Annotated in this window: 19 protein-coding genes; 14 read left to right on the forward strand and 5 right to left on the reverse strand. The window is 59.8% G+C overall.

Annotation, left to right across the window (positions count from 1 at the left end; all coding sequences use genetic code 11):
* Nucleotides 1-5: 5 nt before the first annotated feature.
* Both RUH75_RS13360 and RUH75_RS13365 read right to left on the reverse strand, forming a co-directional pair.
* Nucleotides 6-1019, reverse strand: a complete 1014-nt coding sequence (locus RUH75_RS13360; RefSeq protein ID WP_313806700.1) for a fumarylacetoacetate hydrolase family protein — start codon at nt 1017-1019, stop codon at nt 6-8.
* A gap of 3 nt (nt 1020-1022) precedes the next feature.
* A complete protein-coding gene (locus RUH75_RS13365; protein ID WP_313806702.1) occupies nt 1023-1574 on the reverse strand; it encodes a VOC family protein in 552 nt (183 codons plus the stop codon).
* A 301-nt stretch (nt 1575-1875) separates the two neighbouring features.
* Here RUH75_RS13365 and RUH75_RS13370 point away from each other — a divergent pair, with 301 nt between their 5' ends.
* The 10 genes from RUH75_RS13370 to cofC all read left to right on the forward strand — a co-directional run bounded on the left by RUH75_RS13370 (nt 1876) and on the right by cofC (nt 14021).
* Complete coding sequence (locus RUH75_RS13370; protein WP_313806706.1) at nt 1876-4014, forward strand: TonB-dependent receptor; 2139 nt, start codon at nt 1876-1878, stop codon at nt 4012-4014.
* Between the two features lie 74 nt (nt 4015-4088).
* Nucleotides 4089-5312, forward strand: a complete 1224-nt coding sequence (locus RUH75_RS13375; protein ID WP_313806708.1) for a cytochrome P450 — start codon at nt 4089-4091, stop codon at nt 5310-5312.
* 52 nt (nt 5313-5364) lie between these two features.
* Nucleotides 5365-6435, forward strand: coding sequence for an aromatic ring-hydroxylating dioxygenase subunit alpha (locus RUH75_RS13380; protein WP_313806711.1), 1071 nt, complete (start codon nt 5365-5367; stop codon nt 6433-6435).
* Between the two features lie 83 nt (nt 6436-6518).
* Complete coding sequence (locus tag RUH75_RS13385; RefSeq protein ID WP_313806752.1) at nt 6519-8189, forward strand: AMP-binding protein; 1671 nt, start codon at nt 6519-6521, stop codon at nt 8187-8189.
* On the forward strand, nt 8186-8755 hold the full coding sequence (locus RUH75_RS13390) for an NAD(P)H-dependent oxidoreductase (RefSeq protein ID WP_313806713.1): 570 nt from the start codon (nt 8186-8188) through the stop codon (nt 8753-8755). Before RUH75_RS13385 ends, RUH75_RS13390 begins: the two co-directional genes overlap by 4 nt.
* A gap of 28 nt (nt 8756-8783) precedes the next feature.
* The gene (gene cofH / locus RUH75_RS13395; RefSeq protein ID WP_313806715.1) at nt 8784-11087 is read left to right on the forward strand and encodes a 5-amino-6-(D-ribitylamino)uracil--L-tyrosine 4-hydroxyphenyl transferase CofH; all 2304 of its coding nucleotides are present in this window, start codon (nt 8784-8786) and stop codon (nt 11085-11087) included.
* A 13-nt stretch (nt 11088-11100) separates the two neighbouring features.
* Nucleotides 11101-11760 carry an NADPH-dependent F420 reductase gene (npdG, locus tag RUH75_RS13400; RefSeq protein WP_313806717.1) on the forward strand — a complete coding sequence of 220 codons (660 nt, stop codon included), beginning with the start codon at nt 11101-11103 and terminating at the stop codon, nt 11758-11760.
* 7 nt (nt 11761-11767) lie between these two features.
* On the forward strand, nt 11768-12523 hold the full coding sequence (gene cofE / locus RUH75_RS13405; protein ID WP_313806719.1) for a coenzyme F420-0:L-glutamate ligase: 756 nt from the start codon (nt 11768-11770) through the stop codon (nt 12521-12523).
* Nucleotides 12520-13455, forward strand: coding sequence for a 2-phospho-L-lactate transferase (cofD, locus tag RUH75_RS13410; protein WP_313806721.1), 936 nt, complete (start codon nt 12520-12522; stop codon nt 13453-13455). Before cofE ends, cofD begins: the two co-directional genes overlap by 4 nt.
* Nucleotides 13452-14021, forward strand: a complete 570-nt coding sequence (cofC, locus tag RUH75_RS13415) for a 2-phospho-L-lactate guanylyltransferase (RefSeq protein ID WP_313806723.1) — start codon at nt 13452-13454, stop codon at nt 14019-14021. The genes cofD and cofC overlap by 4 nt, the downstream gene beginning before the upstream one ends.
* Nucleotides 14022-14748: 727 nt before the next feature.
* Here cofC and RUH75_RS13420 read toward each other — a convergent pair.
* The 3 genes from RUH75_RS13420 to RUH75_RS13430 all read right to left on the reverse strand — a co-directional run bounded on the left by RUH75_RS13420 (nt 14749) and on the right by RUH75_RS13430 (nt 18737).
* Nucleotides 14749-15690 (reverse strand): alpha/beta hydrolase, encoded by a 942-nt coding sequence (locus tag RUH75_RS13420; RefSeq protein WP_313806726.1) that lies wholly within the window; start codon nt 15688-15690, stop codon nt 14749-14751.
* Nucleotides 15691-15746: 56 nt separating this feature from the next.
* A complete protein-coding gene (locus RUH75_RS13425) occupies nt 15747-16499 on the reverse strand; it encodes an SDR family oxidoreductase (protein WP_313806728.1) in 753 nt (250 codons plus the stop codon).
* A gap of 63 nt (nt 16500-16562) precedes the next feature.
* A complete protein-coding gene (locus tag RUH75_RS13430) occupies nt 16563-18737 on the reverse strand; it encodes a TonB-dependent receptor (RefSeq protein WP_313806730.1) in 2175 nt (724 codons plus the stop codon).
* Nucleotides 18738-19016: 279 nt separating this feature from the next.
* Between RUH75_RS13430 and RUH75_RS13435 the strand changes: the two genes are divergently transcribed.
* From RUH75_RS13435 to RUH75_RS13450, 4 genes are all read left to right on the forward strand, one after another.
* Nucleotides 19017-19625 carry a TetR/AcrR family transcriptional regulator gene (locus RUH75_RS13435; RefSeq protein ID WP_313806732.1) on the forward strand — a complete coding sequence of 203 codons (609 nt, stop codon included), beginning with the start codon at nt 19017-19019 and terminating at the stop codon, nt 19623-19625.
* A gap of 206 nt (nt 19626-19831) precedes the next feature.
* Nucleotides 19832-21541, forward strand: coding sequence for an NAD(P)/FAD-dependent oxidoreductase (locus RUH75_RS13440; RefSeq protein ID WP_313806734.1), 1710 nt, complete (start codon nt 19832-19834; stop codon nt 21539-21541).
* Nucleotides 21538-22344, forward strand: a complete 807-nt coding sequence (locus RUH75_RS13445) for an SMP-30/gluconolactonase/LRE family protein (protein ID WP_313806736.1) — start codon at nt 21538-21540, stop codon at nt 22342-22344. The genes RUH75_RS13440 and RUH75_RS13445 overlap by 4 nt, the downstream gene beginning before the upstream one ends.
* A 65-nt stretch (nt 22345-22409) precedes the next feature.
* Nucleotides 22410-23174, forward strand: coding sequence for an SDR family oxidoreductase (locus tag RUH75_RS13450; protein ID WP_313806738.1), 765 nt, complete (start codon nt 22410-22412; stop codon nt 23172-23174).
* Nucleotides 23175-23199: the final 25 nt, after the last annotated feature.

Genomic DNA, 23199 nt, shown 5'->3' on the forward strand with positions numbered 1-23199 from the left:
AACATTTAGATCCCTTGGTCTGCCTCCACTCGGTTCCGCAATCGGCCGAGGCCTTCGATCTCCACCTCCACGACGTCACCCGGTTTCAGAAGGTTGCGCGCAGGATCCGCACTGCCGATAGCCACACCCGCTGGGGATCCGGTCGTAATCATATCTCCGGGCTCGAGCGTCATTCGCGACCAATAAGCGATGATGCTCGGGATATCGATGATCATCTCAGACGTGCTGGCAGATTGCCGCTCCTCGCCGTTGACCAGCGTTCGAAGACGAACATTCATCGGATCCGCAATCTCGTCGGGTGTGACAAGATAGGGGCCTGCTGGCATCGTCGTATCCAGATTTTTGCCCATCAAGAGCATACCGCGCTTCATCTCGGCAACCTGGATGTCGCGCATCGAAACGTCGTTGATAATGGTGTAGCCGGCGATTACGCTCAGGGCGTCCTCGGCAGGCACATTCTTGCATCGTTTGCCGATTACGAGGCAGAACTCCCCTTCGTAGTCCAGTTCGGTGGTCCACTTGGGATACACTATCGGCGCTCCATGAGCGGTAAGGGTCGATGGCATCTTGGCGAAGGCGATAGGGAAGTCTTTGTCCTTCAGACCAGGAATTATCGACGAAAAACTGGAATCATCCAACTCCGTCAGATGCTTGGGGTAATTGGCCCCTACGGAGATGATCTTTCCTGGGCGGGGAACAGGCGGGAGGAATTGAATTCCCTGCGGGTCGAGGAGCAACCGACTTCGCGACCAGTTGGCGCGCTCCTCGGGAGCGGAAATTAACCGCGACACCCTCGCAAGCAGCGCTCGAAGCGCCTCCATCCCCGCCTCACCAGTTTCAAGAAGTGCCTTCATATCGCCGCCGCGCAACGCAGCCTCGACACCGACGGACGTCTCTGATGTTTCAGATAGCTGACGATGTGCTCCCGCGACATCGACGATCGATTCCGCACCAAGGTCTGCCAACACGACGCCGATGCGGGGTTCTGATTGCGCGCCTACAAAGCTCAGGAGTTTCATAATTTATCGGTCACCCACGGTTTCAGCGGTTTCAGCGGCATCGCTATCGATGTTGGCGCGATTCCGAAAAGCTTCGGGGTCATACTCAACGCCGATCGGATTGTCCCGGAACGCCTGAGAGCGCATATAATTTTGGCATTCTTCAGAGGTGGTGAAATTGTCCACTTGGAACTCCATCGAGTTCCCATCGGGATCTTTGTAGTACATCGCCGTCGCAGGGCCGTGATCGATGCACCAATACGGGACTATGCCGGCACCCTTGAGCCGATCGTAGTTATCGGCCAGAGCCGTATGGCTCTCGAGAGCGTAGGCAAAATGATTAAGCCCGGAACGGACAACGTGCCCGGCCGAATCTTCAACGGCCTCGGCACCACTCAGCTTTCTTATCAAGCCATTGTTGATGAACGCGATTCTATGATGCTCGTGATCATAGGTGATGAAACAGATATTGTCGTCCTCGTAAACGACATGCGCATCCAGAACATGGTTATACCAATCCCGCAATCTCGGTATGTCTTCAGTCTGCAGAACAATATGTGTGAGCCTCGGGGCCATCAAAACTCTCCTGATTACCTGCTTTGTGTCATCCCGAACCAAAGCCCGGATCTGATCAGCCGAGACGGGTCTCGGAACGACCCGAACGAGCGCCGTCTGGCGCTCGCATCGCTCTACGGTTCTATTCGCTAACCGGAGAACCTGGCAACCGACCGATGGGACTTAGGTCTCTTGCTACGCCCGATCACCTAGCTTTACTCCAAGGGATCGGCCTCAAAGCTCAGTCGTGCGAAGATCACATTGCAACACTCTGCTGAGGGCCGCAATCGCGCAAAAATGCGCGGCCATAAGGAGGGGGTGTATGAACGCAGGCTTTGCCACCATGATCTCGGGATTTGCATTGACCGTTGTGACAACTTGTCCAGCAATGGCCCAAGCTCCGTCGCAAGCCGAACGGGAGTCAGATGCGGCCGATCAAGGCATCGGCGATATCGTCGTAACGGCGCAGCGCCGCGAAGAGCGGTTGCAAGACGTCCCCATCGCGGTTCAAGCGGTCACGGGCGCTGACAGCAAGCTTCTAGGGGTCGACGGATCAACATCCCTTCAAGCCATCGTCCCCAGCCTCGACTTTCGCGTCCAGAACGGCGGCGCGACCCCATATATCCGCGGTATCGGCGCATCGACCTCTCTTGTGGGAAATGAATCGCCAGTGGCGGTTTACATCGACGGCGTTTACCAGACGTCGCTTAGCGCGTCAGTCTTCTCCTTCAGCAATCTCGAGCGGGTCGAAGTCCTGAAGGGTCCACAGGGCACGCTCTTCGGACGCAACGCTTCGGGCGGGGTCCTTAACATCGTGACTCGCACCCCGTCGTTCACCCCGATCCTCGACGCTCAGCTTGGCTACGGGAACTACGATAGGATTGAGGGAAGCGTCTATGGATCGACCGGCTTATCGGAAAACGTAGCCATCGATCTCGGGACGTCGGTCCGCCGCTTCGGCAACGGCTACAGCAAAAACACGTCCCGGGACCTGTACAGGCCCCGCGAATTTGACGCTCGCAGCAATCTGCTGGTGAATGCCGGCCCCAATACGGCCCTTCGGCTCGCCGGCTCCTACTCCAAGGTCACCGGCAGCCATGTCGCTCTCGTGCTGGCACCAGGATCTCTGGGCCTGGACGGGCGCGGTTCCGATGGCTTCTATTCGCCGCGAGGCACGGGCCCCGAAGAAGCGAGCAACGAACACTGGAGCGTCAGCGGCAAGCTCAATCATGGGATGGGTGATGTCGAGCTGGTCAGCATCTCGGCGTACCAGTGGACCCGGGGTACAGCGAAGATCGACTTTGACGCTACGCCCTTACCGATCCTCGACACTGACCGCATATCCACGGCGCACAGTTTTACGCAGGAACTCCAACTACTCTCCAAGGGCAGTTCCTCGTTCCAGTGGATCCTAGGTGCCTTCTACCTGCGGGCTAGCGACCGGACCGATCGCTCTCGGCTCACCGGCGCAGTTGTCGCACCGCTTGCATTCCTGGACAGGATCGGTGGACAAACGACTTCTTCGCTCGCCGGCTTTGCGCAGGGCTCCTATGAGCTTGCCGTGGATACCAACGTGACAGTTGGCCTACGATACACGAGTGATAAGCGCAGAGTCGAGGGCAACAACCTTACTCCGGCAGGTCCGGGGCCGACCATCGTAAACTCTCGGCGCGACAACAAAGCAACCTGGCGCTTCGCGCTTGACCATCACTTCAGCGAAGACGTCATGGGCTATGGCTCTATCAGCCGCGGGTTCAAGAGCGGCTTCTACAACACGGTGGCGCCGCGCGACCCCGCGGTGCTCCCCGAGGTTCTTGACGCCTACGAAGTCGGCTTGAAGAATACGCTCTTCGATAACCGCCTGCGCGTCAACTTGTCGGCGTTTCTATACAAGTACAAAAATATTCAGCTGAACAGTTTTCAGAGTGGCGTGGTTGTCACGCTGAACGCAGCTCGAGCCACTATCAAGGGCCTTGAGCTAGAGTACGACGCTCAGCCCATTCGAAATCTGTCGCTGAAAGGTGGCGTTACGTTCCTGGATGGAAAGTATGACTCCTTTCCCGGCGCGCCTCGCTATACGGTTCGACCGACCGGCGGGAACATACAGTCCATTGGTGATGCGTCAGGGGAGGACACTGTCCGCACTCCCAAGTTTGTGGCCACTGTCAACGCGATCTACAAGGTTCCCACTAAGTCCGGCGACTTCGCTCTAGCCGCAAGCTATACTCATAATAGCGGGTACGACTATTATGTCTTGAGCAACACCCATCAATCCGCCTTCGACGTAGTCAACGCATCCTTGCAATGGACGGCTCCGAACCAGAGGTACTTCGGTAGAATTTGGGCGAGAAACCTCTTCTCCGAAGAATATACCCAGTCAATTACCGCCGCTACCGTAGGGGACATCGCTCAGCCATCGGAGCCCAGAACCTTTGGAGTAACTCTGGGTCTGCACTTATAAGAGCGTTCAGGCGCCTTTGTGAATAACTTTTATTAATAACCGCGGTAACTGGGTGGCGGCTAAGGAGAAGGTCTATGTTATCGAGTTCATTTCACGAGGTCGATACGGCAATCAGCGATCCAACTACGTACGCACAAAACGGATGGGAGCCCCATTTTGCTCGTCTAAGACGAGAGGATCCTGTCCATTACGTCGCCGACAGCATACATGGTTCGTACTGGGCGGTAACCAAGTTTCGCGACATCGAAGAAGTTGAGAGAAACCACAGGATATTCTCATCGGACGCAGAGCTTGGCGGCATCCAGATTCGCGACCGCCCACCGGAACTGGTCGTCAGAAGTTTTTTCCTGATGGATCCGCCACAGCACAGCGAGCGACGTGCCGTCGTTAATGTTCTTGGATTGCCGCGCGGCGTGGACCCGCTGGAGCCGCTAATTCGTAAGACGACACGGCAGGTGTTAGATTCTCTTCCTCGGGGCGAGGCGTTCGACTGGGTTGATCGGGTATCGGTTGAGATAACATCAACGATGCTTGCAGCTCTCATGGATTATCCGATGGAGAAGAAGCGCGAGCTCGTAAACTGGTCCGATGTCATCACTGCGGATTTGAGTGATCCCCACAGCCCAGTAAAGTCCGAAGATGAACGTGAGGCGGCAAAATGGCGGTTCAGTGATAGGATGATGGAGTTGTGGCAGGACCGTATGCAGCGGCCCGCGGAGAACAACCTCATCTCCATTCTCGCTCATAGCCCCCTCTTCAACGAGATCGATCCGCGCGAAAAAATGGGTACGCTGACGACGTTTCTGGTGGGCGGCAATGATACAACGCGCAACACGATGAGCGGCGGCCTCTACGCATTGTCCAGTTTCCCCGACCAGCTGCGTAGGCTCAGAAGTGACCAGTCCTTGATCCCAACCTTCGTCGAAGAAAGCCTCCGCTGGCAGACCCCGGTGATCCATTTTCGCCGCACCGCGCTAGAGGATTATGATCTTGGAGGCAAGCATATCGCAAAGGGGGACAAAGTCGTCCTGTGGTACATATCGGCCAACAGGGACGAGGACGTAATCGAACGGCCAGACGAGTTCACTTTGGACCGGAAGCGCCCTGAAACGCACCTCAGCTTCGGTCATGGTATTCATCGCTGCCTGGGCGCTCGACTGGCGCGTCTTCAGCTGAATGTCCTGTGGGAGGAATTCCTTGCTCGAGACATCGAGTTCGAGGTCGTCCAGCCGCCCGAATATTCACATCATCTTTCGATAAGAGGCATACGATCGATGCAAGTTCAACTCCAAGCATGAGCTCGGTGGCGACGACGTAGAGCTCGATGCTCATCGGATAGGAGGCAGCTCCGTGAATACCTTAGTCTCACCCATATCACTCAAGCAGGAACCGCACTTTGACGCGGGACCTGAGGTCAACTATCCTAGGAACTGCTGGTGGGTAGCGGCCTTTTCCAGCGAGGTGACGCGTGAGCCCACCATGCGTTGGCTGCTCGATCGTCCTGTGCTTCTCTATCGCACCCAGGGCGGTGACGTTGTTGCCCTGGATAATCGGTGTCCGCATCGCTGGGCACCTCTTTCGGACGGGAAGGTCGTCGGCGATAACATCGAGTGCCCTTATCACGGGCTGCGGTTTTCAACAGCCGGCGAGTGCGTCCTGGCACCCTCGCAACGTGCTATCCCTCCACGAAGCACTATCCATGCCTATCCCGTAAGGGAGGCGGATCCCTTCATCTGGATTTGGATGGGCGATCCGGCGCGCATCGATACGTATGATCCGCCGCCCGACACGAGCTGGGTGAACAGCATCGTCAATCCCCACCAGGGGAGCATGATCGTGGACTGCAACTATATGCTTATCCACGATAATCTGATGGATTTGACTCATTTCGGGTTCACCCATTTTGCTTCATTGGGCGTCTCGGACTGGAACAGCCCCCCCAAGGTGACGCTCACGGATAGCACGGTGATGTTCCGCAAGGAATTCGCTGCCCGTCCCTTGCCCGCCTTCTATGCGAGCGTGACGGGAATACCCGAAGCCAAGCCGGTGTTCTTCGTCACGGAAGCTGGGTGGAAGTCTCCGGCATTCCATGACGGATTGGAGTTCATGCGCGATCCCGAGCCGGGCGCCGACCGCAGGGCGGAGTTTACCTTTTATGTCTCGCATGCGCCCACGCCTATAAGCAGCACCAAGACGCTCTACCACTATGTGCTTGGCTGGGACACGCCTCTGCCGCCGGAGATCGATCTCGGGGTGGGAATAGGCGTCGTATATGGCGAGGACAAGCGCGTGTTAGAATCGATCCAGCGGACCGTCGAACAGGATGGCCGCGGACGTGACTTTCCAGAGCTGCATCTGCAGGCCGACACCGGCCAACTGCACGCCCGACGGAAGCTCTCAGAATTGATGAGCCGCGAATGAGGCCGGCAGCCGAAACACCTGATGACGAGAGGATGAGGGGCCCGACCACCGGAGCGTTGAGTTATGCTTGCGGCTTGGGCGACGTGCCGCTGCGGTATCAGGCAATTGGCGAGGCACTGCGGCATACGATCGCCGCGCGGCCCGACGCGGATGCGCTGGTTGTTCCGCATCAAGGCGTCCGCTGGTCCTGGCGCTCACTTGGCGAGCGCGTTGATCGGGTGGCGGTGGGGCTGCTGGCATTAGGACTCGAGCCAGGCGACCGCGTGGGCATGTGGGGGCCAAACAGCGCCGAATGGGTGCTGGTCCAGCTTGCATGTGCACGAGCCGGCTTCATTCTGGTAACGATAAACCCTGCCTACCGCCGCGATGAATTGGTGCATGCGCTGGAATTGACCGGTGTGCGGGCTCTGGTGCTCGCCGATCGCTTTAAATCATCTGATTATGTCGCCATGCTTCTTGACGCCGTGCCGCGTTTCGGAGGCGCGGATCAAGGCAGCGACGGGCCGTGCTCCGAGCTGCGCTTCGCGATCGGCCTCGGACGGACTGTTGGGGACATAATACCATTTGAGCGGCTGCTTGAAGAACCTGACTCAGCGCCTTTTGCGCATCTGGAGACGATCAGCCGCGAGGTGGGGCCCGACGACGCGGCCTGCATCCAGTTTACCAGCGGTACCACCGGAGCGCCCAAAGGCGCAACGCTCAGCCATTTCGGCCTTCTCAATAATGGCGCCTTGACCGGCAGCGTCATGCGGATGCGACCTGAAGATCGGGTCTGCATTCCGGTCCCGCTGTTCCACTGCTTCGGCATGGTGGTGGGCGTACTCGGTTGCGTCGCTCACGGCTCCACAATGGTACTGCCGTCTGAGAGCTTCGATCCTGCGGCGGTGATGGCGTCGGTGGAGCGTGAACGCTGCACCGTGCTTTATGGCGTACCCACGATGTTCATCGCGGAGCTAGCGCTTCCTGACTTCGGCCGCTTCGATATATCTTCGCTTAGGACCGGAGCGATGGGGGGAGCCCCCTGCCCTGAAGACGTAATGCGCCGAGTGTGCGTCGACATGGAAATGCGCGAGGTGACCATCGCCTTCGGCATGACCGAGACATCGCCGGTCAGCTTCCAGACGCGGACCGATGCGGATCTCGAAACGCGTACCGCCACGATCGGAACCGCGCACCCGTGGGTCGAGGCACGCATTGCGGACGAGACCGGACGGCCGGTTTCGCGCGGAAAAATTGGGGAATTGCAGATCCGCGGCTACGGTGTGATGCTTGGATATTGGAACGATCCGCAGCGTACCGCCGAGACCATTATCAATGGCTGGCTTCGCACTGGCGATCTCGCCGCAATGGATGATCAGGGGCGCTGCCGCATCGTCGGTCGCAGCAAGGATATGATCATCCGCGGCGGGGAGAACATCTATCCGGTAGAACTGGAAAACTTCCTGCGCACCCACCCCGCGATTGTCGATGTGGCCGTCTTTGGTGTGCCCGATGCTCGCCTTGGCGAGGAGGTCTGCGCCTGGATCAAAACGTCCGGCCCGCTTTCGGCAGAACATATTCTCGCCCACTGCGCCGGACGGCTCGCCCACTACAAGATACCGAGCCACGTGCGCTTCGTAGACGGATTCCCGATGACTGCCTCGGGAAAAATGTACAAGCCGGGCATGCGTAAGGCGGAAGAGCGCGATCCGACACCCCGAATTCCCGTCGCTCGAGGCAGTGAACGAGCAATAAAGGAGCGGCTATCGCGATGAAGATTGTTGGTATGGGCGGAACGACGCGAGCGGGCTCCTCCAGCGAGCGTTCGATCGAGGCCGTCCTTGGGGAAGCTGCCGCGCTCAGCGCCCAGACACGGATGTTTGGAGGAACTGCACTCGCCAGCCTGCCGCACTACGCACCCGAAAAACAGGAGCGAAGCAACGCGCATCGCGAATTCCTCGAGGCCCTTCGCGCGGCCGATGCCATCGTGATGGAGAGTCCGCGCTATCGTGGCGGCATATCCGGCCTGGTGAAAAATGGCATCAACCTGCTAGAGAACACTCGGGATGATCCACGTGCCTGTTTCGAGAATATGCCGATCGGCCTCATTGTCTCGGCTGCTGGGTGGAAGGCAGGCGGCGTGACACGGGTGGCTTTACGCGGCGTTGTCCACGCGATGCGCGGCTGGCTGACCCCGCTCGGCATCAGCGTCAAGCCGGTGGTGCCGCGCCTGTTTGATGTCGATGGCCTCATTGACGCGGGCACAGACAATGCGGTGGCGCTTCAAGCACGGCGGCCGATGAACTTTGGTGCCTATCGCACAGAAAGGGGCGTTGCATGATCATGCCTTGGTTGGACTTCGCCTGCGGATGAAAGTGGTCGTGACCGAGGTCGAGAAGCCGCGCCTGCTTGCGATGCCCCTCGACCGAATGATCGCAGCGGCCGAGGCAATGACACTGGCCGCGCATGGCAGCCTCGTGACCTACTCGCGCAAGGTGTTCATCCCGCTCACCACGCTATGCCGGGACGTGTGCCATTATTGCACTTTCGCCAAGCCGCCGCGGGAGCTGCGGTCGCCCTATATGAGCCGCGAAGAGGTGCTGGCGATTGCGCGCGAGGGCGCCACGGCGGGGTGCCGCGAGGCATTGTTCACGCTCGGCGACCGTCCCGAAGCGCGTTACGTCGCCGCGCGGGATGCGCTGGCCGCTATGGGCCACGAGAGCACCCTCGCCTATCTCGGTGAGATGGCAGAGTCGGTGCTGAGGGAGACGGGACTGCTGCCGCATCTCAACGCAGGTCTGATGACCGATCTCGACTATGCAGCCTTGCGCCCCTTCTCGGCATCGATGGGACTGATGCTCGAGACCGCCTCGGACCGGCTCTCCAAAAAGGGCGGTCCCCATTACGGATCGCCCGACAAGCTGCCGGCCCGGCGGTTGGCGGCGATCGAGGCGGCGGGCCGCGCAAAGGTGCCGTTCACGACCGGCTTACTGATCGGGATCGGCGAGACGCGCGCCGAGCGGATCAAGGCGCTCCTCGCGATCCGCGACATCCATCACCGTCATGGTCATATTCAGGAAGTGATCATCCAGAACTTTCGCGCCAAAGCTGGCACGCGGATGGCGACGCACGCCGAGCCTTCACTCGACGAGCATCTTTGGACGATCGCAGCGGCACGGCTGATTCTGGGCCCGGACATGGCAATTCAAGCGCCGCCGAACTTGCACGCACCCGAGGAGCTGGCGTCGCTCTTGCGTGCCGGCGTAAACGATTGGGGTGGTGTGTCACCGGTGACTCCGGATCACGTGAATCCTGAAGCACCTTGGCCGCATCTTGATCTACTCGAGGCGGCGACGGCAGCGGCCGGTCGCGTTCTACGCGAAAGGCTTGCGATCGGCCCAGCCTATGCAAGGCAGCCCAATGCGTGGATGGAGCCGGCCTTGGCAAAAGTGGTTCGGCGCTCGGTCGACGCGCGCGGATTACCTGTCGTCGATGGGTGGCATCCCGGTACCCTCGAACCAATGCCCGTCGAGCGGCAAGGTGGCACGACTGTTGGTTCGGGCTGGGTCAGGGAGACCCTGGCACGAGCACTAAAGGGTGTGCGGCTGGAAAGCGCGGACGTCATTCGGCTGTTCCAAGCCGACGGACCGGACGTGACACTGATCGCCGACGCAGCCGACGGACTGCGTCGGCGGATGACGGGCGATGCAGTGACCTATGTCGTCAACCGCAACATCAACTACACAAATATCTGCCTTTACAGATGCGGATTCTGTGCCTTTTCCAAGGGGTCGGCAAAGGACCTACGTGGTCCCGCTTACAGGCTCGATTTCGAAGAGATCGGGCGGCGTGCAGCTGAGGCGGTCGAACGTGGCGCAACCGAGGTTTGCCTGCAGGGTGGGATCCACCCGGACTATGACGGTAATACATATCTGAACGTGCTGCGTGCCGTCAGGGCGGCGGCGCCGTCGATCCATATTCATGCCTTCTCGCCACTTGAGGTGACGCACGGTGCGAGCACCCTCGGACTCGGGCTAAACGACTTTTTGCCATTGCTCCGCGATGAGGGGCTGTCGAGCCTGCCTGGAACGGCCGCTGAGATATTGGATGATGAGGTGCGGGCAATCATCTGTCCCGACAAGGTGAACACCGCTCAATGGCTGGAAGTCATGCGCGCCGCGCACGGCGTCGGCCTTCGTTCCACCGCCACGATCATGTTCGGTCATGTCGACAGCTACGCCAACTGGGCGCGACATTTGCTGCGCGTTCGCGACCTCCAGGAAGAGACCGGAGGGTTCACCGAATTCGTGCCGCTACCATTCGTCCATATGGAGGCGCCGATCTGGCGCCGTGGCCAGGCGCGTTCCGGTCCAAGCGCGAGAGAGACGCTGCTGATGCATGCGGTGGCGCGACTGGTCCTGCACCCTCTGATCTTCAATATCCAGGCCAGCTGGGTGAAGCTGGGTGAGCAGGGCGTGATAGCCGCCCTACAATCAGGTGCTAACGATCTGGGTGGCGTGCTGATGGACGAGTCGATTACACGAGCGGCCGGCGGCGCCAACGGCCAGGTCTGGGATAGCGCCCGGATGACGGATATCGCCGCGGCCGCTGGCCGCTTCGCAATGCAGCGGACGACGCTTTATCAATCCGCTGCTGCGTTCATGACCGCCTAGGGAAGAGGATAATATGACGAACGATGGAGTGATCGCCGTAGTGGGCGGCACCGGCAAGCTGGGCGCCGCGATCGCGCGCAGGTTGGCAAAGGCGGGGCGCACCGTTCTCATCGGTTCGCGATCGACGGAAAATGCGCAGAGGGTGGCCCACCAACTCGGATTCGGGCTGACCGGCCTGAGCAACGCCGATGCCGCGCAGGCAGGCGACATCGTGATCGTCACGGTGCCATTCGCCGCGCAAGATGCGACGCTGGCGGATATCAAGCCATTCGTTCAGGGTAAGATCGTGGTTGATACCACCGTGCCGCTGCTGCCGCCCAAGGTGATGCGGGTTCAGCTTCCCGAAGAAGGCAGCGCAGCGGTTCGCGCTCAGAATGCGCTCGGCCAGGAAGTGACGGTAGTCTCCGGATTCCATAACGTCGCTGCGCACAAGCTCGCCACGGATCAGGATATCGGCTGCGACGTGCTGGTATTCGGTGACGACAAAGGCGCACGTAGCGCAGTGGTAGAGCTCGCAAACCAAGCGGGCCTACGCGGTATCCACGGTGGTGCGCTGGTCAACTCGGCCGCGGCAGAGGCGATGACGTCCTTGCTCATTTTCATTAACAAGACCTACCAGGTGGACGGTGCCGGCATCATGATCACCGGGAAGCTCGTCGGAATTGACGATTGAAGACGGTATGATCGAGATTCATCCGCTCCCGGCTATAGGAGAAGTCAAACCAGGAGATGATCTGGCGCGACTTCTGGTCGCTGCCGTGCAGGCCGCCGGCGTCACTCCGACAGCGTCCGATGTATTGGCGGTCACCCAGAAGATTGTTTCCAAAGCGGAGGGGCGCTTTGTCGACTTGATGACGGTGACGCCTGGTCAGGAAGCGTTGAAGATCGCGCGCGTGACGCACAAGGATCCTCGCCTGATCGAACTGGTGCTGGCGGAATCGCAAAGCGTGGTCCGCGCCGCACCGCATGTGCTAATCACCCGCCATCGCTCGGGACACGTAATGGCCAATGCAGGGATCGATCGGTCGAACATTGGCCCGGGCGGCGGCGAACGTGCGTTGCTTCTGCCGGTGGATGCCGATGCCTCGGCTGCCAAGCTGCGCGAGGCGTTGGCGATGATCTGGCCCAAACCTCCGGCGGTACTGATAATCGACAGCTTCGGACGGCCGTGGCGATACGGCGTGACCTGTGTTGCGATAGGCGCGAGTGGTCTGCCGTCGCTGGTTGATCGCCGGGGGCATGTCGATCGTGACGGCCGGGTGCTCGAAGTCACCCAGATTGCACTGGGCGACATGATCGCGACCGCCGCCGGATTGGCGACCGGCGAGGATGCCGAGGGAATCCCAGCGGCGCTGGTTCACGGGGTGAAGTGGTCGGGGGCGGACAATCGAGCCAGCGCGCTTGTGCGGCCGATCGAGGAAGATCTCTTCCGGTGAGCGAGCGCGTCACCATATTGACCGGCGGCGTCGGCGGAGCAAAACTCGTTCTCGGTCTTTGTCATGCAATCCCTGCTGAAAACGTGACGGCGATCGTGAATACGGCCGACGATTTCAACCATCTAGGGCTGGCGGTTTCGCCAGATATCGACACACTGCTATATACGCTTTCGGGCAAGGCCAACGCCGCTCAGGGATGGGGGCGTGAGGGCGAGAGCTGGAGCTTCATGGAAGCGTTACGCTCGCTAGGTGCCGAAGACTGGTTCCAGCTCGGCGATGGCGATCTCGCCTTGCACGTGTTACGCAGTAAGCGGCTGCAGCAGGGCGAACACCTATCTTCCATCATCGCGGATTTCGCGTCAGCCTGGAACATTTCCGCCCGCATCTTGCCTATGAGTGACGATCGGGTCGGGACCATGGTTGGCACTGATGAAGGGCTTCTAGATTTTCAGCATTATTTCGTGCGGCGGCGCTGCGAGCCCGTGGTGCGCACGATCAGCTTCGAAGGCGCCAACACGGCGAAACCGGCCAAAGGTGTAATCGAAGCGATTACAGGTTCCGACTGCAAGGCTATCCTGATCGCTCCTTCCAACCCATTTTTGAGCATCGATCCGATCCTGGCCGTGCGCGGCATCCGAGAAGCGCTGGTTGAGACGCGAACGCCTGTGATCGCCGTATCGCCGATTGTTGCGGGAAAGGCAGTGAAGGGCCCCACCGCGAACATAATGATGGAACTTGGGCTAGAGGTCAGCGCAGTGGCCGTTGCCAACCACTATGCTGGGATGATCGACGCCATACTGGTCGATGAGCGCGATGCTCCCGCACCACTGCATATTGCCTCCGCACAGGCCGATACCCTCATGACCACCCTCGAAGATCGCATCCGTGTGGCCCGGGCGGCGCTCGAGCTGGCCGATTCGATCAGGCGATGAGCTGGACGGCGGTCGTGCCGCTCAAAACCAGAAGCGAACGAAAGAGCCGGTTGGCCGAGTTACTTTCAATAGAGGCGCGCGCGAAGCTCAGCATACGGATGTTTGGTCACGTCCTCGGTGTGTTGGAGAACGTTGCCGCAGTTGACCGAATCATCGTCTTGGCGGACGAGCGGCCGGCGGCTTGGGGCGGTGATTGGATACTAGATTGCGGGCGTGGCCTAAACACCGAGCTCATGACAATCCGGAAGACGCTCCTGGGAAATATGATCGTCCTGCACGCCGATTTACCGCTACTGACTGGCGAAGACGTGATTGCGCTGATCGACGCCGCTAATGTGCATCAGCTCGCGATTGCGCCTGACCGCCATGGGACCGGAACCAACGGGTTGGCATTGTCCGGTATTTGTTTCAGCTTTGCTTTCGGAGCGGACAGTTTCCGTCTGCATCGAAAGCAACTGCCGAGCTGCGCGATCATCCAAAGGAAAGGCCTCGGACTCGACGTCGACACACCCAACGATCTGAAAATGACGACCGAGGAACTCGATATGGGTTACTTGTCCTCGTAGGTTGGATTAAATCGGGCTAGTCCGAAGCGTGATGAAGGCTCCGATTAAGCGGTATTCTGCTCATGCGTACATTCGGGAATGCTCGACAGAGCCGTTAGAACCGGGCGCAAATACAAACGGGTCTGCTCCGCAGGTTTAATCCACGCAAAAAATTCCGAGAGGCTTTTAGAATGCTCACATAAACCACGCCGCCCCCAAGGGTGTCAGATTTCTTGTGTCAGATGATCGGCGATACCGTTTTTGAAGGAAGAAGCTCGGCGAACATGAGAAGGATCAAGCCAAAAGCAGTTGGACCGGCTGCTAGCCGGGCTGTGGACTCCTGAGGATCTGTCTAGCCATGCGAGGCTGTTCAGTTCAAGACGGCGCTGATACAGCGGGCGTTGGGAGGCGAGTAGCCGCACCTCCTACGCCCGACGGGCGATCCGGCCGGTCGCGTAACCGGCAACAGCCTGACTGCCATTCGAGCAATAGGGTGACGACCAGGAGGGCGACATCGAGCTGTTGATCCAGTGAGTTCTAGCCGCAACTGAGGGCGCAATGCGATCGAAATTGTTCGATAAGAAAATCATAATCTTATATGCGCGAGCAGTGACAGCGGGGAGATCCAGAGGCATTCGACGCATGGTTGTCGCCCAGTGATGATTGGCTGATCGCTCGGAACCCCGGTTGAAACGCCATCGTCCTGAGGCAGCGCTGCCCAAATTGGCACTCTAGAGATGCTGGCAGACTATGACCTCTGGCTCAACACGCAGTCGGTGATCGCGTCTGCCACATCCTGCATCGCCGCCGTGGCCGCTGGCGAGACGGTCACGAAGCTTGCGTATCCATGGATTAAGCCCGTACGTCGTTGTGCTCGCACGTCCACTCCAGCTTGGCGCAGCTTGGCGCCGAAAGCCTCTCCTTCGTCCCGCAACGGATCGCACTCCGCCGTCTGAATGAACGCAGGTGGCAGGCCGGCAAAATTCGATGCCAGGATAGGCGCCGCACGCGGATCGGATCGAGCGCGTGCGTCCGGCGCATAATGATTCCAGAACCAGGCCATCGTAGAACGTTCGAGCAGATATCCCGCCGCAAACTCCTCGTACGACGATCGAGTGAGATCGCTATCCGTGACAGGATAGAGTAGAACTTGCAAGGCAACGTTCGACTTGCCCCGATCCCGCGCATCGATGCAGGCCACGGCCGCCAAGTTGGCGCCCGCGCTTTCGCCGGCCACGATCAGCGGCACGTCGGATCCCGCAAGCACCGCCTTGTTCTCAGCGGCCCAGGTCAGTGCGGCGCAAGCATCGTCCACAGCCGCCGGAAACCTATGCTCTGGCGCCAACCGGTAGGCGACCGACAGCAAGGCACATCGTGTCGCGTGGACAAGCCAGTAAAGCTGCAACGCTGCGCTTTCTAGGTCGCCGAGCACCCAACCGCCGGCGTGGAAATAAACGATAACTCCCGCGGACGGACCGGCGGGACGGAACAATCGCGCGGGGATGGCGCCATTTGAGCTGGGAATGGAGAAGTCGTGGATGGATGCGACATCCGGTGGCGCCCCCGCAGCGACTCCTTCGAGCGCACGCACTTGGGCCCGCGCCTTATCCACCGACAAGGAATGGATCGGCGGAACCCCTGCCGCCGCAAGGCTATCCATCATCGCTTGGATCACCGGATCGATCGGCATCTGGTCGCCCATCCCTTGTAGCATGCCGGTCCGCGAACCGGACGATACCTTCGGTATCAGGAAAGCTGCTGAGCCAAATCGCGCACCGCGCCCGCGTCCTCGCCGCCATCGGCGCCGAACTCGCTGCCGGTGCAATAGCTCGACAGGTCGCTGGCGAGGAAGACGACCACGTTGGATATCTCTTCCGGACGGCCGAAGCGGTTCATCGCGTTGTGAGACACGGAGTCGGGCAGACCTTTCGTCATCGGAGTACGCACCGCACCCGGGTGCACCGAGTTCACCCGGATGCCGAAGGGTGCGAGTTCAAGAGCCGCGCTCTTCGTAATGCCGCGCACTCCGAACTTGGTGGCAACGTATCCGTGGAATCCGGCGACGGCCTGGAGGCCCGCGATCGATGAAATGTTGATGATCGACCCCGGCGTGTTCTTCTTCATCTCTTCCACCGCCGCGTTCATGCCCAGGAACACGCCCGTCAGATTGACAGCTACGATCTTGTGCCAGTCGTCGAGGGAATGACTGCCCAAAGCGCCAGCATTGATGATGCCGGCATTGTTGACGAGAACATTAAGACCCCCGAAAGTCTCGACCGCCGTTCTCACCGCACGATCCCAGTTGTCACTCTGCGTTACGTCCAAGTGGACGTAAACGGCCGCCTCGCCAAGTTCGCGTGCCAAGGCCGCGCCGCCTTCGTCTGCGATATCACCGATGACTACCTTGCCCCCTGCTTCGACAATGGCGCGACAGTGCGACGCGCCCATTCCGGCAGAACCGCCGGAAACGAGGGCTATCTTCGAAGATAAATCGATCATTCCATTGATCCTTTTAGGTGGCCATGAATTGGTGGGTTGTCCTGTCGATGCGCTGGATCGGCATCATCGAGCGAATCGCAAGCGCAGGGTCGCGCCGTACGTCCTCCTTTCTGCATCGACCGCGAAAGAGCCGAAATTCGTGATCGTGCTCACGTTCGCGTAATATTTGTCGAACAGGTTCTTGCCCCAAAGGCTCAGGTTCCAGCGGCCGTCACTACTGGTATAGCCGATCGACGCTCCAACGAGGTCATAAGCGGCCTGCTTGCGTTGGCCGCTGGGATCCCAGTTGAAGCCGCTGTTGTGATAAAGGTTGACGTTGAGGGCGAGCTCGCTGCCGTCGGCCATCGGGACGCGTTGATCGATTTCGGCGGTTCCTACGAACTTAGGCGCGCGGATCAGCGGCTTTCCCTTGGCCGATTGCGACCCGTCCAGATTTCCGGCGGGAGTGAGCGTGTAAAACGGAGCATTGAGGTAGTTGGTATATTCTGAATCCTCGAACGAGGCGCCCAGCTTAAGCGTCGTCGTGTCGGTCATCCGCGCCAGCACGCTGCCTTCGATGCCAATCGCCTTGGCCGTTGCTGCGTTCTGGTAGACCTGCGCGGCCCCGCCGGTGAAGACCGAAACCTGAAGATCGTTGAAGCGATAGCGATAGGCAGCTAGGTTTATCCGCAGACGCCGTTCGAAGAGGTCGGATTTCACGCCCAGCTCGAATGATTTCAGCGTCTCGGGATTGACCGGAGAATTGTCGGCGGATGACGTGGTGAACAGACCGGCCTTGTACCCTTCCGAATAGGTCAAGTAGAAGAGAGCCGGGTCGGTTTTATACTCGAGTGTAACCTTGGGAGTGAACTTTTCCCAACTCGCGCTGGTGCTAGGGGATGGAAGGACTGCCGCCGGCCCTGCAGAGGTCTGGAGATCTTGATGGCTCGCCCCCTTGTCTTTCTTGTCCCAGGTGTAACGCCCGCCGACCGTAACGCCGAGCCTGTCGGTCAGCATGAGCGTGCCTTGTGCAAACAAGGCATAGGACGTGGTTTCGATCGGCGAGAAGAAGTCATATCCGACGAGCGGTGCCGGAAAAAGGATGCCAGATCGGACCCTGAGCGGCAGGAAGCCCGAATCCTCGTGGAAGTAATAACCGCCAACGATCCAGCTCAGCTTCGATGCCTTTTTCGACAGCAGCTGAATCTCCTGAGAGACCTGTTTGGAATCCACCGGCGAATTGACATAAGCCACCGGAGCATCGGTGCCGTCCAGGTTCGTCTGCGTGAAGCTGTTCGTATGGCGATAGCCGGTGATGCCGACCAGCTGAGCCCATTGAAGATCGACTTCCTCGCGCAAGATCGCAGTCCAGGTCTTGGTGCGTCGGTATTGTGGGATGTCAGAGGACAGCCGGTATTCTTCGATGATTGGTGAACCACCCACGGTAATACCAAGCGCATCCGCCTGGACATTGCGGTTAGCGCCGCCAAGATTATAGTCGTGAGTATATTCGGCGCTGCCGGTCAGCTTCAGTGAATCGATCGGGTTCCACACCGCCTTCGCGCGAACACCCCATGCCCTGTTGTTGGTCTGCTGACCGGCTGGGCGCGGCGAAGCATAATTGAGGAAGGTTTCGCCGTGCGACCCGGCAAGGTAGAGGCCTGCTGAGAGGCGATCGGTGAGCGCGCCGGACGCCCGAAAGCTCGCTTCCTTGCAATCGTAATTGCCATAGCCGAGCGTCGCTTCGATCTCGGTCTCCTGACCGGGCGTGAGCGTGTAGAGATTGATCGCACCGCCTGATGCGTTGCGTCCGTAGAGCGTCCCTTGGGGACCGGCCAGAACCTCCACTCGATCGACGCCGAGCATGTTCATGATGAGGCCTTGACTGCTCGCGACATATACGCCGTCTACGAACGTTGCCACGCTCGCTTCGGCGCCCGGTGCCGTGATCGTGCTGCCGACGCCGCGCAGGAACGGCATGGCAAAGCCACTGTCGCTGCCGAAGTTCAACGACGGAACCGCCAACTGAAGCCCCTGAGTATCGAGGATGCGCCGCTCCCCAAGCGCCTCACCACCGATTGCTGTGATGGCAATCGGAACATCTTGGGCGGATTCGCTGCGGCGCTGCGCCGTGACGACGATATCGTCGAGTTGCCCAGCGGCTTTGTCGGTCGCGCTAGTGGATCCCTCTTGCGCGATAGCGGCCTGCGGGACCACGCAAATCATGGCAACCGAGCCATACAAGACAGCTTTGATCACGTTCCCCTCCCTTTGTGCCGCCATGCGGTCCATTCTGCATTAACTAGACTGCCAGTATACCCAATTGTCAATCGAAAACGTCACCGGCGAGGTGGGGGCAGGACCATGCCCACCGGTAAGCTCGGGTAGATCAACTTATTCGCCTTGGCGCGATCGCCTTGCAGCGGGGCGCGGGGTGGGCGATAACACCTGATTGTGCGACACCCCCCCCGGGTTCGTCGTGTGGAGCGAGCAATAACGGTGAAGACGTTGAGCAGAGAGCGCCCGGTAAAGTCACGGATGGAGCAGAAAGAGCAAACGAGGCGGGCTTTGATTGCATCTGCGGATCAACTGTTCGCCGAGTTCGGTTATTCAAAAACCACCATCGACGATATCGCTGCCGCGGCCAATGTCAGCAGGCCGACATTCTACCTTCACTTTTCAACCAAGTTCGAGATCGTTCAGGAGATCAGCCGAGGGTTCCGTGTCGGCATTTACGATGTCTATCGCCTGCTCGCCGGGCTGGGGCATCCGACTTTTCGCCAGATCCGTGAGTGGGTGGACGGCTACGTCCGTTTCTGCGAGGCTAACCAACGCGCGGTTTCGACGCTCTTGTCGATTGCCCCGTCCGAACCGGACGCAGCGGCAGTCCGCGCCGACGTCTACCAGCACAGCCTGGAAATTCTGGGCGGATCCATAAGCGCCTTTGGCGCCGCGGCCAGCGGCTCAGATCCGGAGATCCGCGCTGCGGCATTGCTGATCCTGCTTCAGCTTGAATCGCTGGCGAGGCTGTCCGCGGAAAAATCGCCGATGTTCGATGGCGCCGCGCTGAACGCAGCTGTTTCCAAGAGCCTCTTCGACTTCATCTATCGCTACGCCAGCGAGGAGTCTGCCGAGGAATCGGCCTGACGCTTGACGTCACTATACCCGAAGTATAGTGAAAGCGCGGGTGCTTAGGTCTCGTGCTGAAAGCGGGTGCAATGTTTGTCGCACGAGACCGCCCGTGCTGCAGTGGCTCGCTCCGGCCTGCGGTGCGGCATTTCCCGGCCGAGATCCCGCCCGCCCATGTGGGGCGTCATCCGCGGTGTCTCAAGATCAAGGATACGCCTAGCAAAATGAATATCGGTGAAGACGCAGGGTCGGGGATCGGGCCGGACAAGCTGGACGCACTCGTGATCGGCGCTGGGTTTGCGGGCTTATATATGCTCCATAGTCTGCGCCAACTCGGCATGACGTCGCTCGTCCTAGAGGCGGCAGACGACGTCGGCGGGACGTGGCAGCACAATCGCTATCCGGGGCTGCGCTGTGACGTCGAGAGCATGCTCTATTGCTATTCCTTCTCCGAAGAGCTCGACCGCGAGTGGACCTGGACGGAGCGATATCCCGCCCAGCCCGAGATACTACGTTATCTTCGCCACGTTGCTGATCGGTTCGAACTACGCCGCGATATACGCCTGAACACCCGCGTTACCGAAGCCGCGTTCAATGACGCTGGCAATGACTGGACCGTGGTAACTTCTGAAGGCGACTGCTTCGTCGCCAAGTACCTTGTCATGGCAACCGGATGCTTGTCGGTGCCAACGCTGCCGCGCTTTGCCGGCCTCAATACGTTTCGCGGCGACTGGTATCATACCGCTCGATGGCCCGAGCAGGGCGTTGACTTTTCGGGCAAGCGCGTCGGCGTGGTGGGCACGGGCTCCTCAGGCATCCAGTGTATCCCCGTCATCGCGCAACAGGCAGAGCACCTCACCGTATTTCAGCGCACGCCCGCCTTCGTCGTTCCCGCGCGCAACGCCCCCCTTGACGAGCAGTTCGTTCAATCGATCAAGGCCAATTACGCGTTTCATCGCGGTCGGCAGCGGAACGCCGAGATCATAGGCGGCGGCGATCTTGCGCTTGCCGGCGATGCGCGGATTCCACCCGGCGAGTCCGCGCTTTCTTTGAGACCCGAGGAACGCGATGCTTTGATGGAACGGCGATGGGCGCAGGGCGGGGCGCAGTTCGCCGTTACCTTCCCTGACGCGCTTGTCGATCCCCAGGTCAACGAGATCGCTGCCGAGTTCGTCCGCAAGAAGATCCGTGAGGCGGTTAGGGACGAGGCGGTTGCGAAAATATTGAGCCCTCGCAGTTATCCGTTTGCTACCAAGCGCCTTTGTGTCGGAACAGACTATTACGAAACGTACAATCGTGAGAACGTCGAACTCGTCGATGCCAAGGCGAATGCCATCGTCGAGATTACCTCCGAGGGCATTCGGACGCAGGTCAAGAACCACCAACTCGATGCGATAGTCTTCGCAACTGGCTACGATGCAATGACAGGCGCTTTGCTCAACATTCGGATCACCGGCTCCGGCGGTCGCAGGTTGAGCGATGACTGGAGCCATGGCCCGCAAAGCTATCTTGGAATTTCGGTGTCCGGCTATCCCAACATGTTCCTGATTACCGGTCCGGGCAGCCCCTCGGTGATCAGCAACGTTGTCATGTCGATCGAACAGCACGTGGAGTTCATCGCCGGTATTCTAGAGGATCTCCGCGATGCCGGGGTGGAGCGCTTCGAGGCATCCGAGGAAGCGCAGGCGGGCTGGGCCGCGCACGTTCGCGAGGTTGCGGGCCGGACCTTGCTGGTTAAGAGCAACAGCTGGTACGTCGGTGCCAACATCCCGGGAAAACCGCGCGTGTTTATGGTCTATGTCGGTGGCGTGCATGTGTACCGCCGAGTTTGCGAGCGCGTGCGCAAAAGAGGCTATACCGGGTTCCTGCTCGATGGCCGATCGCGAGCACCGGCGAGAGAGACCGCCTCGGACTATGCAGGAGAATCGATGTGAGCGCGAATGAAGTCGTCGCGTCCGGATTGCTGATGCCGGAGTCCCCGCGTTGGCGGAGCGAAGAACTCTGGTTCGTGGACTTGAACCGTATTCGCTCCTTGTCCGCCGATGGGCAGCTTAGTGATCGGCTCACGGCAGAGTGCCCGCTTCTGCTCGGCATGGCCTTTGACGAACAAGGCCGGGTCTATACCAACGACGCGGTGGGACGCCGCGTGCTGCGTCGGGAACTGGACGGCAGCATCTTGGTAGTGGCCGATCTTTCGAGCACTGGAGCGGGGATGATCAACGAGCTGGTCCTGCTCGCGGACGGCAGCATTATCGTCGGCGACGTCGGCTTCGACGTCCTTAACGGGGCGGCGCCCCGGGCATTTTCGCTTCTGAGGATCGGCAGCGACGGTAAAGCCGAACGGTTCGGTCCCGAGATCATGTTTTCGAACGGAATGGCGATCGCCCCGGATCGCTGCTCGTTCATCGTCGCGGAATATGTTGGCGGCGCAATATTGCGGTACAGCCTGCAGGGTTCCCAGCTGATCGCCCAGCGGGTGGCCGACGATCTTGGCACCGGCGTCGATGGTGTGGCATTCGATAGGGACGGCAGCATCTGGTTTGCGAACATGGAAGGCGGCGAGCTGGTGCACCTGTCGCACAATGGCGAAGAAATCGAGCGGCGGGACACCGGGTTCCCACACGCTACATCGCTAGCGATTACCGAAGCCGGCACGATTTATGCCACAACGCTTAGCGCACTGCCGGACGGTCAGATGACCCAAGCCAATGGAAGCATCGTGAAGGTTCTACGTTAGCCAATGTTCTCCGAGCAGTTCAAGCTAGGCACCCATCCTTCCTCCTACCTTTCACCACTCGTACAATGGACAGATCGATGGCGCGACTAGAGGGCAAAGTTGCATTAATTTCAGGCGCTGCTTCTGGAATGGGGGCCGGCTCCTCCCGGGCCATGATCGCCGAGGGCGCTAAGGTTGTACTCGGCGACGTCGCAGATGAAGCCGGTCAGCAGCTTGCGGCCGAACTGGGCCACGCCGCGATGTTCGTCCACTTGGACGTCACCTGCGCTGCCGACTGGGGAAATGCGGTCCAAGCAGCCATTTCTCGGTTCGGCAAGTTGAACGTGCTGGTCAACAATGCCGGCATCGTGAACGGCGGGCTGCTGGGGATCGCATCTGAGGCGGACTGGACCAGGATCCTCGCCGTGAATCTGACCGGCCCCTTTCTCGGAATCTCCGCTACGATCGACGAGCTGAAGCGATCCGCTCCGTCCTCAATCATCAACATATCCTCCATCGCCGGCCTGCAGGGAATGGCCGGGCTGCACGGTTATACGGCTTCGAAATTTGGGCTGCGTGGCTTGACTAAAAGTGCCGCCCTCGAACTTGCTCGCACCGGCGTCCGGGTCAATTCCGTGCATCCCGGTGGCATCCGCACCGCGATGACATCGGCTTTTCCCGAGAGCGCCGCAACCGCTCCCATGGGCCGATGGGGGCAGGTCGCGGAGATAGTCGGTGTTGTTGTGCACCTCGCAAGCGACGAATCGGCGTTCACCACTGGAGCCGAATACTCCGTCGACGGGGGCGAAGCTGCGGGAGCGCTTCACGCGCTCGGCGAGCACCTGAATTGACGGTACAAGCACCCAAGGCCGCAGG

The organism is Sphingobium sp., assembly GCF_032153725.1.
GTDB lineage: Bacteria > Pseudomonadota > Alphaproteobacteria > Sphingomonadales > Sphingomonadaceae > Sphingobium.

Coding starts and splice junctions, on each gene's coding strand:
- RUH75_RS13365 (WP_313806702.1), bottom strand. CDS start 1,574: ATGGCCCCGAGGCTCACACATATTGTTCTGCAGACTGAAGACATACCG.
- RUH75_RS13420 (WP_313806726.1), bottom strand. CDS start 15,690: ATGCCGATCGATCCGGTGATCCAAGCGATGATGGATAGCCTTGCGGCG.
- cofE (WP_313806719.1), top strand. CDS start 11,768: ATGATCGAGATTCATCCGCTCCCGGCTATAGGAGAAGTCAAACCAGGA.
- RUH75_RS13440 (WP_313806734.1), top strand. CDS start 19,832: ATGAATATCGGTGAAGACGCAGGGTCGGGGATCGGGCCGGACAAGCTG.
- RUH75_RS13425 (WP_313806728.1), bottom strand. CDS start 16,499: ATGATCGATTTATCTTCGAAGATAGCCCTCGTTTCCGGCGGTTCTGCC.
- RUH75_RS13370 (WP_313806706.1), top strand. CDS start 1,876: ATGAACGCAGGCTTTGCCACCATGATCTCGGGATTTGCATTGACCGTT.
- cofC (WP_313806723.1), top strand. CDS start 13,452: ATGAGCTGGACGGCGGTCGTGCCGCTCAAAACCAGAAGCGAACGAAAG.
- RUH75_RS13435 (WP_313806732.1), top strand. CDS start 19,017: ATGGAGCAGAAAGAGCAAACGAGGCGGGCTTTGATTGCATCTGCGGAT.
- npdG (WP_313806717.1), top strand. CDS start 11,101: ATGACGAACGATGGAGTGATCGCCGTAGTGGGCGGCACCGGCAAGCTG.
- RUH75_RS13450 (WP_313806738.1), top strand. CDS start 22,410: ATGGACAGATCGATGGCGCGACTAGAGGGCAAAGTTGCATTAATTTCA.
- cofH (WP_313806715.1), top strand. CDS start 8,784: ATGAAAGTGGTCGTGACCGAGGTCGAGAAGCCGCGCCTGCTTGCGATG.
- RUH75_RS13390 (WP_313806713.1), top strand. CDS start 8,186: ATGAAGATTGTTGGTATGGGCGGAACGACGCGAGCGGGCTCCTCCAGC.
- RUH75_RS13375 (WP_313806708.1), top strand. CDS start 4,089: ATGTTATCGAGTTCATTTCACGAGGTCGATACGGCAATCAGCGATCCA.
- RUH75_RS13360 (WP_313806700.1), bottom strand. CDS start 1,019: ATGAAACTCCTGAGCTTTGTAGGCGCGCAATCAGAACCCCGCATCGGC.